The 16,069-nt window shown below is 57.5% G+C and carries 14 protein-coding genes and 1 tRNA gene; 6 read left to right on the forward strand and 9 right to left on the reverse strand.

Annotation, left to right across the window (positions count from 1 at the left end; all coding sequences use genetic code 11):
- Positions 1–124 precede the first annotated feature (124 nt).
- Complete coding sequence (locus RRF56_RS11330; RefSeq protein WP_317037752.1) at positions 125–559, forward strand: hypothetical protein; 435 nt, start codon at positions 125–127, stop codon at positions 557–559.
- 176 nt (positions 560–735) lie between these two features.
- Here RRF56_RS11330 and RRF56_RS11335 read toward each other — a convergent pair whose 3' ends face one another.
- The 3 genes from RRF56_RS11335 to RRF56_RS11345 form a co-directional block, all read right to left on the reverse strand.
- Entirely contained in the window at positions 736–1,488 is a 753-nt protein-coding gene (locus RRF56_RS11335; RefSeq protein ID WP_317037753.1) for a hypothetical protein, read from the reverse strand.
- 31 nt (positions 1,489–1,519) lie between these two features.
- On the reverse strand, positions 1,520–2,131 hold the full coding sequence (locus tag RRF56_RS11340) for a pentapeptide repeat-containing protein (RefSeq protein WP_317037754.1): 612 nt from the start codon (positions 2,129–2,131) through the stop codon (positions 1,520–1,522).
- Positions 2,132–2,230: 99 nt separating this feature from the next.
- A complete protein-coding gene (locus tag RRF56_RS11345; RefSeq protein ID WP_317037755.1) occupies positions 2,231–2,572 on the reverse strand; it encodes a hypothetical protein in 342 nt (113 codons plus the stop codon).
- 428 nt (positions 2,573–3,000) lie between these two features.
- On the opposite strand from RRF56_RS11345, the gene mfd reads away from it, so the two are divergent.
- Both mfd and RRF56_RS11355 read left to right on the forward strand, forming a co-directional pair.
- The gene (gene mfd, locus RRF56_RS11350; RefSeq protein ID WP_317037756.1) at positions 3,001–6,558 is read left to right on the forward strand and encodes a transcription-repair coupling factor; all 3,558 of its coding nucleotides are present in this window, start codon (positions 3,001–3,003) and stop codon (positions 6,556–6,558) included.
- A 434-nt stretch (positions 6,559–6,992) separates the two neighbouring features.
- Entirely contained in the window at positions 6,993–8,816 is a 1,824-nt protein-coding gene (locus RRF56_RS11355; protein ID WP_317037757.1) for an alpha/beta hydrolase, read from the forward strand.
- Here RRF56_RS11355 and RRF56_RS11360 read toward each other — a convergent pair.
- The gene (locus tag RRF56_RS11360; RefSeq protein WP_317037758.1) at positions 8,813–9,160 is read right to left on the reverse strand and encodes a 2Fe-2S iron-sulfur cluster-binding protein; all 348 of its coding nucleotides are present in this window, start codon (positions 9,158–9,160) and stop codon (positions 8,813–8,815) included. The genes RRF56_RS11355 and RRF56_RS11360 overlap by 4 nt on opposite strands.
- A gap of 119 nt (positions 9,161–9,279) precedes the next feature.
- On the opposite strand from RRF56_RS11360, the gene cimA reads away from it, so the two are divergent.
- Positions 9,280–10,950, forward strand: a complete 1,671-nt coding sequence (gene cimA, locus RRF56_RS11365; protein WP_317037759.1) for a citramalate synthase — start codon at positions 9,280–9,282, stop codon at positions 10,948–10,950.
- Between the two features lie 122 nt (positions 10,951–11,072).
- Here the strand turns inward: cimA and RRF56_RS11370 are convergent, their stop codons facing one another.
- The 4 genes from RRF56_RS11370 to RRF56_RS11385 form a co-directional block, all read right to left on the reverse strand.
- Positions 11,073–11,273, reverse strand: a complete 201-nt coding sequence (locus tag RRF56_RS11370) for a hypothetical protein (protein ID WP_317037760.1) — start codon at positions 11,271–11,273, stop codon at positions 11,073–11,075.
- Positions 11,274–11,511: 238 nt separating this feature from the next.
- Positions 11,512–12,621, reverse strand: coding sequence for a site-2 protease family protein (locus RRF56_RS11375; RefSeq protein WP_317037761.1), 1,110 nt, complete (start codon positions 12,619–12,621; stop codon positions 11,512–11,514).
- 187 nt (positions 12,622–12,808) lie between these two features.
- Positions 12,809–13,423 (reverse strand): ParA family protein, encoded by a 615-nt coding sequence (locus RRF56_RS11380; RefSeq protein WP_317037762.1) that lies wholly within the window; start codon positions 13,421–13,423, stop codon positions 12,809–12,811.
- A 132-nt stretch (positions 13,424–13,555) separates the two neighbouring features.
- Complete coding sequence (locus tag RRF56_RS11385; protein WP_317037763.1) at positions 13,556–13,921, reverse strand: EamA family transporter; 366 nt, start codon at positions 13,919–13,921, stop codon at positions 13,556–13,558.
- Between the two features lie 154 nt (positions 13,922–14,075).
- Between RRF56_RS11385 and RRF56_RS11390 the strand changes: the two genes are divergently transcribed.
- Both RRF56_RS11390 and RRF56_RS11395 read left to right on the forward strand, forming a co-directional pair.
- Positions 14,076–14,942: a M48 family metallopeptidase gene (locus tag RRF56_RS11390; protein WP_317037764.1), complete on the forward strand. Its 867-nt coding sequence runs from the start codon at positions 14,076–14,078 to the stop codon at positions 14,940–14,942.
- Positions 14,921–15,002 (forward strand) — tRNA-Leu (locus tag RRF56_RS11395). Before RRF56_RS11390 ends, RRF56_RS11395 begins: the two co-directional genes overlap by 22 nt.
- Positions 15,003–15,112: 110 nt before the next feature.
- Here the strand turns inward: RRF56_RS11395 and RRF56_RS11400 are convergent.
- Positions 15,113–16,066 carry a pyridoxamine 5'-phosphate oxidase family protein gene (locus RRF56_RS11400; RefSeq protein ID WP_317037765.1) on the reverse strand — a complete coding sequence of 318 codons (954 nt, stop codon included), beginning with the start codon at positions 16,064–16,066 and terminating at the stop codon, positions 15,113–15,115.
- Positions 16,067–16,069: the final 3 nt, after the last annotated feature.

Below are 16,069 nucleotides of genomic sequence, written 5' to 3' on the forward strand. Positions count from 1 at the left end.
TCAATGCAATCTTTGCCCTCGACGTGGCCGCGTCGGGGGCTTGCTGTTGCAAATCCGGTAACCTCAGCCAGCAGTGGCCCTGAGCCTCCTTAAAATGGGGCAACAGTCTAAAAGAGAAATAGCCATGATTACACAACAGATTTTGCGACGCTGGGCTAGCCTGGCGTTGGGCGTTGGGGTCTTGATTGCCGGGGCAGCGTTGGCCCCACGAGTTACCCAGGCCGAGACCAACCCAGCGCCCGCAGAGACTACCCTGCCCGAAGTGTGGCAACCTGCCAGCCAAGCTGACCAGGCGCTGATCTGGCGCTTTGTGCTGCAAAGCCCTATGGGGGTAGCAGCGCTCAACCAGCTCGCGATCGAGGGCTTCATCAGCCCGGTGTGCGAGAAGACCCTTTACACCCATGAGGTTTACGAGTCGTTTCAGACCCTGCTGCGGGTGCAGTGCCCCACGCCAGGTGGGGTCTCCACCGCCCGCGCCTACGACGAAATGCGCGTCACCTTCAACCGTTTCGAAGACACCATTGAAGGTTTTGACGTAGAGCGCATCTACACCGACTGATTGCCCTCAAGCCTCGACATCGGCTAGGCAGTCTGACTCGGCTCGCTGGGCGGGCTCTTCCACTGAGCCTCTCGCAGAATGGAGAAGACCACGATGTCGTCGGGTTTACGGGCACCCCTATAAGGAGGGGATGCGGCCGACCTTTCCGTTGCGTGGGATTTCACCAAACTGACGGTTTACAACAAGAGGTCAATCTCCCCCATACCGGGGCCACCGATCGCAGTCATATAGTGGAAATTTCCAGCTCCAACGCTGGCTTCTAGGGTCTTGACCACCTGGTCGACATCGTCGTAGGGGCCGCTCATAAAGAAGGGCTGGCCGTCTTTGCCACACTCAATGGGCAGCAGCGTTTCAGGCCGCAGGCCCAGGTGAGTTTGGGCCTTGGGATTAAAGTCTTTGTGGGGCTCAAAACCTAGACTGCGGGCATAATCTACGGCACCAAAAACGATCGCCTGGGCCTGCTCAAGGGTGATGTCGACAAAGGGTTCGTCAAATCGCTCTTCGCAGAACCCGAGAAATTTCTCATACTCGCTGGTACCCATTTTCCGGGGGGGTATGGCATCTTTAACGCCCAGGCACCAGTAGTCGATCAGGTAGCTACCCACCAAAAGGCGGTTGTGCTCTTGACGAGCCACAATCACTTGGCCCATCCCCTCAACGCCCTGGCGGATCTGGGGACGAAGCTTAGTCAGGAGAGATTGTTTTTTTGGAAATAACTTTTGCACTGCACTCTGATTCACCAGACAGGCCTGCAGGGGTTGTAAATCGCCCGATCGCGCCTTTTCGAGATACAGATCTTCGGCGCGATCGCGAATAAAGGCACTCACTTCTGCAGGCCTCAGGTCCAACTGGCGGGCTATCTGCTTGGGGGCAACCTTAGCCTCTCTGAGGCGAAGAATTTCAGCGACTTGCTCAGGGGTCATTGGCATTCGGACTGTTCTACATGGCTTAAATTTTAGGCTAATCGTGAACATTGCCGGGTGGCATGGTTGTTCCAGTCAGAATGCATTCGCTGGTGTCGGTGGCCTCTAAATTAGCGCCGCACAGGTTGGCTTCGCAGAGATTGACATCAGATAGGTCGGCCCCCTGAAGGTTAGCTTCACAGAGATTGGCTTTCCACAGTCTGGCTCCGCCCATTTTAGCTCCGGTCAAATCGGACCCCTGGAGATTGGCTTCTGATAGGCAGGTTAAATGCATCAAAGTATCTTGCAAGTCGGCCTGAATGAGCAGAGCCCCACTCAGATCGGCCTCCGTCAAATTAGCCGATCTCAGTACTGTTTGACTTAACTTTGCGCCGCTCAAAAAAGCACCAAATAAATTAGCTTGGGTCAAATTGGCCCCAGTTAAATTGGCCTCGCTGAGATTGGCATTTTGCAAAGTAGCGTGGGACAGATCCACCCCAGTCAGCTCAGCCCGACTGAGATCTATGCCCCCCAACGCAGTGCCCTGCAGATCAGCGCCAGCAAGACTGACCCCTTTAAAGTCTCGTTCGCCTGCGGCGTAGCGGGCTAACAACTCAGCGGTGGTTATTGGTTGGTTAGACGGGATAGCGATCGGCTTGTCTGTCGACATGAATTGACTCCTGGTTTTACTCTAAACCCAGCCTTAGAACTGAAGCATTCCCCTGGGGGAATGCTTCAGTTCTAACCTGAGTTAAGGTTGGCTGGTTCGCTAAATCAGCCCAGGCCCCTTGTGATGCCAATCGTGGGATTCAGCCATGGCTTTGCGGTCACTGGCCCGCTGCTCGGCGTTGGCTTTTTCCACCTCGGCTAAGTCACCTGGGTGCTTGATGTACATGGGCGGTTCAACGGCATAATTATTAATTAACCCTTCCCGGTCAACGGTGTAACCGTCGCGAGTATGAAGTTGTTCAGGGTTTTGCGGATCGTGATCGACATGGCCAAAGGCTTGACCTTCTCGCTGAGCCCGAGCAGCGGTTTCTGCCGGTATCAGGTGCCAGTCATAGTGAGATGGGGTTAAATGGTGATCGCCAGCTGAGTTGTTAATAGCCATTTTATTCACCTCTTGCAATAAATTGAAGCGTCCATTGCAGTGGGATTTGGCCCTTGCCAAGGTGGAAATTACCCTCAGAAAATAACCTTCAGGTTGATTTCATTGTAAAGCCCAAATTAGAGCGCGAAATCTATGGGCAACTTAACGTTTTACTTCGTTGCATTTGTCGGTCAGGCCCTCGCGCAGGGACTAAAAATTCTGCCTTCGGCACCTTGCTTCTGACCACTGGGTAGGCACTGATGGGGGCGGTAGCCGCCTGGTGGCGTTGTACCCGAGCAAAACTGGCAGCCAGGATGGGTAAATAGGACGGAGATTATTACAATAGGTAAACATGAGGCACCCGACCTGCCTTGCGCTGTAATGCCCTCTACTGCAAAGTTGAGGGGTTTTTGTGCTTCTAATTTCCCCTTTTCCCTGTAGCGCGTCCTATGGCTTTCTCTTCGATTACCCGTGCCCTGCAACGCTCTCCCCTCACCGGCGAACTGTTGAGCAAGCTCAACCAGCAGGGCAAGCTGGTGCTTAACGGGGTCGCTCGGTTACCGAAAGGACTTGTCTCCTCTGCTCTGGCCCTGGCTCAGGGTCGCCCGCTACTGGTGATCACCGCCACCCTCGAAGAAGCCGGGCGCTGGGCCACCCAGCTCGAAGCCATGGGCTGGGACACGGTGCATTTTTATCCCACCTCCGAAGCGTCACCCTACGATCCCTTTGACCAAGAGTCGGAGATGACCTGGGGCCAGCTCCAGGTGCTGGCGGATTTGCTGGCGCTGCGGGCCTCTGGGGAAGATGGTTCGCGTAAGCTGGCGGTGGTGGCTACCGAACGCGCCCTGCAACCTCACCTACCGCCGGTTTCGGCGCTAGAGCCCTACTGCCTGCGGCTAGAGCTAAAGCAGGAGATTAACTTTAAAGCCCTGGGCCAGCGGCTAGCCACTTTGGGCTACGAGCGGGTGACGGTGGTTGAAACCGAGGGCCAGTGGGCGCAGCGGGGCGACATTATTGACGTATACCCGGTGGCCTCTGAATTGCCGGTGCGGCTAGAACTGTTTGGCGACGAGCTAGAGCGGCTACGAGAGTTTGACCCCGCCACCCAGCGATCGCTAGACGCCATTGACTACCTGGTGCTCACCCCCACCCAGTACGGCCCAGTGATTCTTGAGCAACTCAGAGAGCAGGGGCTATTGGATGACCTGCTTTCCGACGCTGCCCGAGAAGGCTTGGAAAGCGGCATTCTCCCCGAAGGCACCCGCCGCTGGCTGGGCTTGGCCTTCTCAAACCCAGCCTCGCTGCTAGATTATTTGCCCGAGAATAGCCTGATGGCGGTGGATGAGGTCGATCAGTGCCAGGCCCACAGCGATCGCTGGTTAGAGCATGTGGAGGATCACTGGCAGGAGGTGAGTGAAACAGTCGGAACCCACCCCTCCCCCTCCCCGGAGGAGATAGATGCAGAGCCATCCACCCATCCACCCATCCACCCATCCACCCCCCACCCTCTTCCCAAGATCCACCGCTCGTTTCTCGATGCCCTCAGCGATGCCGAGGTATTTCCGCGCATTGACCTGTCAGAAATTGCTGAGGCCAACAATGGCCTAAACCTGGCTAGCCGTCCAGTGCAGGCGATTCCGCACCAGTTTGGCAAGCTGGCGGAGACGATCAGAAAGGAGTGCGATCGCAAATATTCGGTCTGGCTCGCCTCGGCCCAGCCCTCCCGCTCCGTATCGCTGCTGCAAGAGCACGACTGCCCGGCCCAGTTCATCCCCAACCCCAAAGATTTCAATGCGATCGACAAGCTGCACATCCAGCATGTGCCGGTTGCCGTGAAGTACTCCGGCCTGGCGGAGCTGGAGGGGTTTGTGCTGCCCACCTTCCGCATTGTGGTGGTGACCGACCGCGAATTCTTTGGCCAGCACACCCTGGCCACCGGGGGCTACGTGCGCAAGCGCCGCCGCGCCGCCTCCAAACAGGTTGACCCCAACAAAATGAAGCCGGGGGATTTTGTCGTCCACCGCAGCCACGGCATCGGCAAATTTATCAAGCTCGAAAGCCTGGTGCTCAACCACGAAACCCGCGACTACCTTGTGATTCAGTACGCCGATGGGCTACTGCGGGTGGCAGCAGATTCGGTCGGGTCGCTGTCGCGCTACCGGGCCGCCAGCGGCCAGGCCCCGGTGCTCAACAAAATGACCAGCACCGCCTGGGAAAAAACCAAGGGCCGGGCCAAAAAAGCGATCCAAAAAGTGGCGGTCGATCTGCTCAAGCTCTATGCCCAACGGGCCAAGATGGAGGGCTTTTCTTACCCTGCCGACATGCCCTGGCAGCAGGAACTCGAAGACTCTTTCCCCTACCAGGCCACCCCCGACCAGCTCAAGGCGGTGCAGGACGTGAAGCGCGACATGGAGAGCGATCGCCCCATGGATCGCCTAGTCTGCGGCGATGTGGGCTTTGGCAAAACCGAGGTCGCCCTGCGGGCGATCTTCAAAGCCGTCACCGCCGGGCAGCAGGTGGCTCTGCTGGCCCCCACCACCATTCTCACCCAGCAGCATTACCACACCCTGAAAGAACGCTTCGCCCCCTACCCGATCCAGGTGGGCCTGCTCAACCGCTTCCGCAGCCAGAACGAGAAAAAAGACATTCTGCAGCGGCTGAAGACTGGCGAACTCGACGTGGTCGTCGGTACCCACCAGCTGCTCGGCAAAGGGGTGAGCTTCAAATCCCTCGGCCTGCTGGTGGTAGACGAAGAACAGCGCTTTGGCGTCAACCAAAAAGAGCGGATCAAATCCCTCAAAACCCAGGTGGATGTGCTCACCCTCAGCGCCACCCCCATTCCCCGCACCCTCTACATGGCCCTGTCTGGGGTGCGCGAGATGAGCCTGATCACCACGCCACCCCCCTCCCGCCGCCCAATCAAAACCCACCTGTCGCCCCACGACCCCGAGGCGATCCGCACCGCCATTCGCCAAGAGCTCGATCGCGGTGGGCAAGTGTTCTACGTGGTGCCCAGGGTCGAGGGCATCGAAGAAACCTCCGCCAAAATTCGCGAGATGGTGCCCACGGCCAGAATTGCGATCGCCCACGGCCAGATGGACGAAGGCGAGCTAGAGTCGACCATGCTCACCTTCAGCAACGGCGAGGCCGAAGTGTTGCTCTGCACCACGATCATCGAGTCGGGGCTCGATATCCCCCGCGTTAACACCATTTTGATCGAAGACGCCCACCGCTTTGGCCTCTCCCAGCTCTACCAGCTGCGGGGCAGAGTGGGTCGGGCGGGCATTCAGGCCCACGCCTGGCTGTTCTACCCGAAAAAATCCCTCACCGACAAAGCCCGCCAGCGCCTCCGCGCCATCCAAGAATTTACCCAGCTCGGCTCCGGCTACCAGCTGGCCATGCGCGATATGGAAATTCGCGGCGTCGGCAATTTGCTGGGGGCCGAGCAGTCGGGCCAGATGGATGCGATCGGCTTCGACCTCTATATGGACATGCTCGAAGAAGAGATCGCCGAAATTCGCGGCCAGGATATTCCCAAAGTCGAAGACACCCAGGTCGATCTCAACGTCACCGCCTTTGTGCCCAACGACTATATTCCCGATCTGGAGCAAAAGATGGGGGCCTACCGCAGCCTCGCGGCAGCCAACAGCAAGGTGGAGCTGATGCAGATTGCCGCAGATTTGAGCGATCGCTTCGGCCCCATCCCCCACGCTACGGCCCAACTGGTGCGAATGCTAGAACTGAAGCTGGTGGCTAAGCAGACAGGGTTCTCGCGCATCAAACCCGAGGGCAAGCAGCACGTGGTGATGGAAACTCCAATGGAAGAACCCGCCTGGAAGAAGATCAGCGAGAATCTGCCCAGCCACCTGAAAACGCGGTTTGTCTACAGCGGCGGCAAGGTAGTGGTGCGCGGCCTAGGGGTACTCAAGCCCGAGAAGCAGCTGGAGAGCTTGACGGAATGGCTGGGGTATTTGCAGGGTGCGATCGCAGAGCCGATGTTGGGGTAGAGTTTGTAGCGGCTCTAGTTGATTGAGGTATTGCGGCACCATCGGTAATACTGACGTGCCAACTACCTTTATGACCATGCCACGCCAGTGGAAACGCTTCTATAGCTGTAGCCAGTCTGGTTAAGACATTTTCCCTAAAAATGTTTGAACGTTCAAACGTTTCTAAGGTATCTGGATGTCCTAACCCAAGGGTCTGATAGCAAATCCGCATCCCCTAACCCCGATGCCCAACAGGCGGATTGCGTAGGGGCAAATGGTGTTTGCCCAGCCCAATCGGGGCTAGCCAAACCGGATTTAGGATGAGTTGTAGAACGGATGGATCACGATCCCACGAGAGTCTACATTTCGTGAATCTAAAGTTTTGAACCTAGAACACTCAGTTACGCTTTAGAGTCTGCACTGCCAGTCTAGATGGGGTATCGCTCAGGGCGTCTATGAACAACCTTCCCTTCAGTATTCAAAAATTTGTCTTTCAACAAGAAAGTCTCGCCACCATTGTAGAAATGGACGACACTACAGGCGTTGAGGGTAAAAATCCGGGCTACTTTGTCATGAGTAGCGCCCCGCCTAACATCGAAGAAGCCGTGGAAGATAGCGAGGCGACGCAGCAGCAGGCGGCTCAGGGGGTTGAGGCGATCGCCCACCACCTCCACCAAATGATGGCCACCGCTGCCGACGGAAGCGCTGAGTTAGTGATCACAGTGCATGGCTATAACACTAGCCTCAGCGGCGTAAAAGCCTGGTACAAGAATATTTTCACCTACATTAACCGTCACGATTCGGCGATTGCCGCCGCCCCAAATCGAGTGTTTATTGGTTACCGCTGGCCCTCTGAAAATGTCGCCCTGGGCAAGCCCGAAAAGATGATTCAAGCCCTGGCGGCGCTGCCACCGCTACCCCGAGATTTGCTAGTAACGGGGGGAGTATGTGCCCTGGCACTGCTGATTTTTGAGCTGACCGCCTGGGGCACATCGATTTGGGGGTTTGTGCTCAGCCTGATTTTCGCCCTACTGTTTGTGCTAGGGACGCTGATGTTAGCCCTGGTAGTGCTGCGGTTGGTCGTTTACTTTCGCGATAGCTACCGAGCCGACAACTTTGGAGTACTCGATCTAGTCGAACTGCTGCGCCAGATTGATATGGCGATCCTCAAACGCACCGCTGCCGAAATGTTTCCCAATACGGTGGGGGAGGCCAATCATCTCCAAGCTATGGCCCAGGCGCGGGGCTACTGGCAAAGGCGATCGCGAAATAAGGTGAGACTGAGCTTTATTGGCCACAGCATGGGTGGGTTTGTCGTCACCAACGTAGTGCGGATTTTGTCAGATGTGTTTGACACAGCATCGGTGCACAAGCAGCCTGACTCCTGCATTGGCGACGTATTTAGCCTGGGTCGATTAATTCTAGCCTCACCCGATATTCCAGTACTAACAATTGTCTCTAGTCGGGCCAACTTTTTAGCCTCTTCTCTGCGGCGTTTTTCAGAATCTTATCTGTTTAGCAGCGAGGGAGATATTGCCCTACGCATCGCGTCTACCACCGCCAATTATATTGCCTTTCCCAGTCGCACCCAGGCGCGGGGCTATCGGCTAGGTAATGTGGCCCTGCAAAATCACCATGGCGGAATCGATGACTATGGGCTGATTAATTTGGCTTCGCTAGATCAAGATTTTTCACCGTCCTTGCCCATTGGTGAAGCCATTGCTCAGTCTCACAACAATGTGATGGAGCAGCTGTTTTTAACCTACCGGCGTTCTCATAAACGGGGCGTGGTTACCCTGGCCGATCTGTTTAAAGTGCAAGCCTCCCAGGACAGCAACCGGGCTACGGTAGCCGACTTTTTCACCTACTTTGACTGCACCGACTATATCGATATTAAGTACGATCCCAGCAACAATACCTGCTCAGCCAAACCCACTGGCATTTTGACCCGCGCCCTGGGTCATGCCACGCTTAAGCCCTGGCACTACTTTTTGCTCACCCTCGACTACGCTACCGGCAAGCGAGATGTGCACGGCGGCTACTTTGAGGGGCAGTTTAGCCAGCAGTTGCTCTACGGACTGGCGTTTCTAGGCTTTGAGGGCTATCTGCAAACCTTCGATGCCGATCATCAAGTCGCTCTCAGCCAGCTCCATCTGGCTTGCCAAAACAAGCAGATTCAGGGGCACCTGTCGCCGATTTGCTACCGCGTGGGCATTCAGAGCGGCACCATAGAGGGTACGAAGGCTGAGATGCTTAAGGCCATTGATAACGATGCCTAGGTGAGGCTGGGGTGAGGCGACCAAACCGAGCGATCGCCCTGTCCCCAAAAGCCGTCGTACTTGGTGACGGTGATATCGCCGAGCACCTGGGTTTGGCAGGCCAATCTCAGATCGCGTTTAGGGTCGTGGGGCGGTAGCGACCGACGGGCCTTGTCTCGCCAAGTAACGGCTGACACCTCACCCTGGATCTCTACCGCGCAGGTGCCGCAGGTGCCAAGGGCGCGACAGTTGATCACTTTCGCCTGACCGTTGTAGAGATCGACGCCATTGGCCAGCAAAACCTGACGCAGATTAGCCCCGACCTCGCACTGAATGGTCTTTCCCTGAGCGGTGACGGTAGGCATAGCGATTTCCTTTTGGGGCAGAATATCTACGTTTTATAACGCGATCGCCCCTGTCGGCTCAAGCAGTTTCAACCCAGGGCTTACTCTAGATCATTGGGACCTTTAGAGCACCACTGGCAATGACTGAGCGCAATGGGCAAGACCCAACCTTTGAGGGTCAACGCACCCCCCTTCAGATCTACGACACCACCCTGCGCGATGGCGCTCAGCGGGAGGGGCTAGCCCTCTCGATTGAAGACAAGCTGCGCATTGCCCGGCGGCTCGATGCTTTGGGGGTGCCCTTCATTGAGGGCGGCTGGCCGGGGGCCAACCCCAAAGATGTGCAGTTTTTCTGGCAGCTCAAAGAAACGCCCCTTACCACCGCCAGCGTCACCGCCTTTTGTTCGACCCGCCGCCCTGGCAAAGTCGCCGCCGAAGAACCAATGCTGCAACCGGTGCTCGCTGCCGGCACCGAATGGATCACGCTGTTTGGCAAATCCTGGGATTTGCACGTCACCACGGGGCTACAGACCACCCTGGCCGAAAACCTGGCCATGATCGACGACACCATTCGCTACTTTCGCAGCCAGGGTCGCCGGGTGATCTACGACGCCGAGCACTGGTTTGACGGGTACAGCGCTAACCCCGACTACGCCCTGCAAACCCTAGGCGTAGCCGTAGAGGCCGGAGCCGAGTGGCTGGCGCTATGCGATACCAACGGCGGCACTCTGCCCCAGGCCGTCGGGGAGATGGTAGCCGCCGTGAACACCTGGCTCCAGCAGTTCCCAGAACCCCGGCCTCAGATCGGCATTCACACCCACAATGACAGCGGCACGGCGGTGGCCAACGCTATGGCGGCGGTGGCAGCGGGGGCGACCATGGTGCAGGGCACGATCAACGGCTACGGCGAGCGCTGCGGCAACGCTAACCTCTGCACCCTAATCCCCAATTTGCAACTCAAGCTGGGCTACCCTTGCATTGCCCCGGCCCGGCTCGAAACCCTGGCCGAAACCAGCCGGTTTATCAGCGAGGTGGTAAATTTGGCCCCCGACGACCATGCCCCCTACGTAGGGCGATCGGCCTTTGCCCACAAGGGCGGCATCCATGTCAGCGCCGTGGAGCGCGAGCCCAAAACCTACGAGCACATCGACCCGGCTACCGTGGGCAACAGTCGCCGCATTGTAGTATCTGACCAGGCGGGGTTGAGCAATGTGCTGGTAAAGGCGCGTAGCTTTGGACTCACCCTCGATCGCACCGATCCGGCCTCGCGCCAGCTGCTCTCTCGGCTCAAAACCCTAGAGCACGAAGGCTACCAGTTTGAAGCCGCCGAAGCGAGCTTTGAGCTGCTGATGCGGGAGGCGCTGGGCGATCGCCCCCAGTTCTTTGACCTCAAGGGCTTTTATATCAACTGTCAGCACCAGGGCAACGGTACAGAGCACAGCAGCCAGTCGCTGGCCACGATTAAGGTAACGGTCGGTGAAGAAGAAATTTTGGCGGCTGCCGAGGGCAACGGTCCAGTAGCAGCGCTAGATACAGCCCTGCGAAAGGCACTACGGACGTTCTATCCGTCGATCGCCAACTTTCACCTGTCAGACTATAAAGTGCGCATTATCGATAGCGGTGCAGGCACGGCAGCCAAAACCCGTGTGCTGGTGGAGTCGAGCAACGGTGCCCAGCGGTGGACCACCCTGGGGGTCTCAACCAACATCATCGAGGCGTCATACCAGGCGGTAACAGAGGGGCTAGAGTATGGGCTCATGCTAGAAACTGCCCGCCCTCATTGTGCCTTGGCCCCCAGGGCCAGTCTCTAACCCTGACTCATACCCCTTGCCCCCTCGGGGGAGGGATAGGGTTGGGCCAAACTAAAGTTAAAAAGAACCCTGCCGAATCTTAAATTCAGCAGGGTTGATGCTCAGCGAATCATCAGGAGAACTTAGCGCTTTTCAATGCCTTGGTTGGGGGCACCCTCTACGCCGGTGTTAGCACTGCCGCCTTCGGGCTGCGCTTCATCTTTGCCATCACCCTTCTCATACATACCGGTATGGCGCTGCATTGGGTCGATGGGGGTGTTGTAGCCATCTTTGGCTTGAGCATCTTGCTCTTGCGTACGATCGCTTTCGTTTTGGTTAGCCATAACTAACGTCTCCTAGATGAGTTATACGCTCATCATAGAAAGCTCTTAAACTTAATCACCCTACCCCAGGGCACACCTGAGCTGGGTGGACGGGGAGAGATTGGCAGGCGAGAAGATCAACCCCAAGGCAGAGCGTTGAAGGACCACGGCCTTCCTGATAGCGAATGGGTAGGCGCGAATGACGTTCGCGCCTACCCATGACCGAGATAAACCTGGGATCGATGACAGTTGGGCTAGGTTAAGCCGCTTGCAGCAGCGCCTGAATCGATGTTTTCTCTAACAAACCCGCCAGTGAGCCATCTTGACGCACCACCGCCAACGCCTGGAGTTTTTGAGTTTCTAGGGTTTGCACCACCTCTAGCAGAGGGCGATCGGCAACCACCGTAGCAATGTCAGCGGCAGAGGTCATCACGGCAGACACAGAGGTGTTAGCCCACTGGTCGCGGGGCACCTGCTTGAGTGCATCGACCAACACGGTGCCCACCAGAGCACCACTGTCATCGGCCACCAAAAACTTGCGCCAGGCCGAAGGGGCCGCCAGCAGGGCATCGTCAGCAAAGTCGCGCAGCGACAAAGAGGCGCGAATCACCGGGCTATCTTGCACCACGGCATCGGCGGCAGTCAAACCGGTCAGACGGCCCTGAACTTCGCCAAACTGAGCGGTGCGGTTGGCGTTTTGTAGCATGAACAGACCAATCAACAGCGTCCAAATGCTGCCAACGGGGCTCAGACCGACAATGGAAGCGGCCCCGAGGGCGATCGCCGTCCAGCCAATTACCTGGCCCACTCGGCTAGCAAACACCAGGCCTTTGTAGGGCTGGCCAGTAATTTGCCACACCAGCGCCTTCAGCACGTTGCCACCGTCTAGGGGCAACCCCGGAATCAGGTTAAAGGCACCCAAGGCCAAATTGATGTAGGCCAACAGCGCCACGATACCGGCGATTGGGCCAGCCAGCGGTAGCACCTGCCCAGCGGTGAAGAACAGCCCAAACAGCGCAAAGCTGACCAGGGGACCAGCGATCGCCACCCAAAACGCCCCCTTAGGCGTTGCCGACTCTTTTTCTAAAGCCGCCAAGCCACCAAACAGAAACAGGGTAATCGAATTGACCCCAATGCCTTGGCGCAGGGCTGCAAAGCCGTGTCCCAACTCGTGGGCCAGCACCGAGGCAAACAGCATCAGCGCTGAAGCCAACCCCAACACCCAGGGCAACGACCCACCCAACTGGGGAAACGCCGCCGCCAAGCCACTGCCATACTGCCAGGTAACTAGCAGCAGCACCAAAAACCAAGACACATTCACATAAAAGGGAATCCCAAACAGGTTCCCCACTCGTAAGTTGCCGTTCATTGGGCACCTCTTGTTAAAACCTAAAGACCAGGGATGCCAGTTTCGACAGGCTGCTTTCACCAGGCCGTCTTGAGGCGCTACCCCGCCCATGACCTCATTGTAACGAATTGTTAACGAGGCTCTAATCCATCCAGGGGGGTGAGAACCGAAGCATTGGGGGCGGGTTGACGCAGAAAACCGTCACAATTCACTCGCTGAGCTGTGCCCCATAGGCCAAAATTTCCCTGCCGATTGCCCCATAGTCTTGCCAACCCAGCTCAGCTTTAGGATCGTTGACATCGTAGACAGCGGTACCGGCCAAAGCCGCTTTTTGAAACACAGCGTAGCGGCGAATGCCACCGGCAAACAGCGGCAGCCCGGTCGAAGTCAGCATGGCCCGCACCTCGGCCCCAGCCCGACTGGGGTGAGGCGGAATCATGGTCAGCAGTATGCGGTAGGGGGCAATGGGCAGACCGGCCAGGTGTTCTACCATCAGCGTTAGGGCATCGAGAGCAAGGATGTCGGGGGTGGTGGGCAGCACCAGCAGATCGCAGGCAGACACCAGCAAGGCCAGATCATCGGCGATCGGGCGAGCCTGGGTATCGATCACGACGTGGCCGTGGGGGGTGGGCATGTCTTTAGCCTGCCACTGGTCAACCACTAAGAAAGGGAGCCCGCCCCGGCTAGCCCAGGCCAAAGCCGAGCGGTTGGGGTCAGCGTCAATCAGCAGAGTCTCGGCGTGGCCCTGCAAAAAAGCAGCCACGTGAATGGCAGTGGTAGTTTTGCCCACGCCTCCTTTAAAGCTGGCTACGGTCACAATCATGGAACACAATCATGAAATAAAAGCACTTGCGGAACTAATCGCGGAGCCTGGGGCAGAGACAAACTCACCAGCCGGGATGGACTGTCTAGCCACTATCACCGCCGCCTACCCACCAGGGCAATTTTCTGGGCGCTACCGAGCCGCCACTAGCACCACCCCAGCCATAATCAGCCCCATCCCCACCAGGCGAGCGAGGGACAGATCTTCTTTAAAAACGAATACCCCAATTATGACCGAGGCCACGTATATCAACGACGCTGAGGGCGCAGCCACGCTCAGATTCACCCGCGTCAGCAGCAGAATATAGACAATTGCCCCCAGGCCATAGGCCAAGAGCCCGACAATCAGCGTTGGCGTAGTAGCCATGCTCACAATTAGGCTCAGGGCATTGGCACTGGTCACCTGACCGAGCTGCAAAGCGCCTAGTTTTAGAAATAGCTGACCAAAGGCACTGGCTGCCACCGCCACTAACAGCAGGCCAAATTCTTGAATTGTCATGGCGGTTCCTTGGGGCAAACGACCGGGGGCAAACGACCAGGGCTAGGGGCGTATCTTACCGAACATTGGGGCCAGGGAAAACCTAAGCAGCGGCGGAGCCCGTTTACCCAAGCTAGGATAGAAGACACTCACTAGCCTCTCTAGTCCCTGAATTATGACTGGTAAAACTCTCCTGATCGGGCTGCGAGCCGACCAGTTTCGCCATCCCCTCGACCTAGAAGCGACCCGCGCCCTCAAGCAGCTACCGGGGCTAGATATGATGGTGCGCATGGCCCTTGCCCCCCTGGCAGAACGGTTCTTTCACCTCGACCATTTGGCCTCTAGTGTGCAGGTGAGCGATCGCCAGCTGCCCGATCTACACCAGTCGCTGGTCGAGGCCTGCCGCATTCTCGATCTTGAGGTGCCGCAGCTCTACGTGCGCCAAAACCCGGTGCCCAACGCCTACACCTTTGCCATGCGCGGCGAGCAGCCCTTCATCGTCATCCACACGGCGCTGATCGAACTGCTCACCCCCGCCGAAACCCAGGCAGTCATCGCCCACGAGCTGGGCCATCTCAAGTGTGAGCACAGCGTCTATCTCACCCTGGCCAACCTCATTACGATGGCGGCTAGCCAGTTGCCCCTAGGCGAAGTGCTGGCCCAAAATCTGCAAAACCAGCTAATGGAGTGGGTGCGCTGTGCCGAGTTTACCTGCGATCGCGCTGCTCTGCTGGTGGCCCAAGACCCCCGCACCGTGGCCTCACTGCTGATGAAACTCTGCGGCGGTTCTCCATCGTTGGTCAACCAACTCAATGTCGATGCCTTTATTGAGCAGGCCCGTGCCTACGATCATCTCAGCGGCGATGCCCTCGGCGATGCCCTCAAGCAAATTCGCACCCAGGGGCTGACTCACCCGGTCCCCGTACTGCGGGCTAGAGAAATCGATCGCTGGGCAAGCACTCAAGACTATTATGATCTAGTTAAACGGCCACCAGTTGAGTATAATGGAGCTGCATCCAAGGGCGGATGGCGGAATTGGTAGACGCACCACACTCAAAATGTGGCGACTTCGGTTGTGCGAGTTCGAGTCTCGCTCCGCCCATTAATTAAGCGATCGCAGCTTTAGCATTAGCACCCTAGGGTGATGAGCGCTCGATTGCTAGCGAGGTGCCGCAGCAGCAGCACCAGATTCAGCCGACGCAACCCAGCCCATCACCAGGGTCCTGTGTCACGCCAGTAGGGTGACTCGGGGGGTGACCAGCCGAGGGGCAAGCTGCCAGTGACCAACAATCCCTCAGATAAGTAAAAGCGCAACAGGCGCTCTGCACCGGGGTAAGCGGCAACGTCATCCCCCTGCCAAATCACCTTGGCAGTGCCGGTGAGGTAGAGCAGGTTGCCCCGCTCAAAATCAATGAATATCAGCCCGGCACGGGGGTTAAGCTCTAAGTTGCCAAAAGTGTTGAAGTGTAAATTGCCCGAAAAGTCGGGGATCATCAGCGTTTGGGAGCTATCAATACGCACAAAACCTGGCTGCCCACCCCGATGGGATACATCGACGCCGCTAGCGATCGTTGCTGCCTGATAGGCAGTGGCAATAAAAAAGGTATCAGCCGCCGCGATCATCGCCCGTTCTACATCGGTTAGAGCGGTTAGCGATCGCACAGAGGTCGCGATCGCCGCACCCGTCGATCGCGGCTCAAACCGCCGCATCTGAATATATTGAGGACAGTTGCCAAAGCTCTGCCCTACCGCTACGGTCATCCCCTCAGAACTCACCGCTGTCAGGGTGCCATTGATGCGGTTGCGGCGGCGGGTGTGCAGCTCAATGCCCAGCAGGCCAATGTCGTTCCCTTCGGCTAGGGTCTGGGCCAACGGGTCACCCACCAGGGGCTGCGCCGCCAGATGCAGGGTGCGCGCATCGGGAGTATGAATAAACCCCGGTTTTCCGACCAAGATAGAAGCCCAGGGTTGGCCACGCCGATCGACTGTGCCGACCAACACGTAGGCCAACTGGGCAAAAAACTCACGGTGCTGATCAGGCAGGTAATCGCGAATAATCTGCCGTCCCTGACGTTCAAGGCGATCGCGCACCCCCAGCCGCGTCTGAATCGCCCGTTCTCCGGCATGAAAAGGCGATTCAGCGTGAGACCAACCAGAATTTGCCATGGT

Origin of the sequence: Nodosilinea sp. E11 (assembly GCF_032813545.1) — a bacterium.
Taxonomy (GTDB): domain Bacteria; phylum Cyanobacteriota; class Cyanobacteriia; order Phormidesmidales; family Phormidesmidaceae; genus Nodosilinea.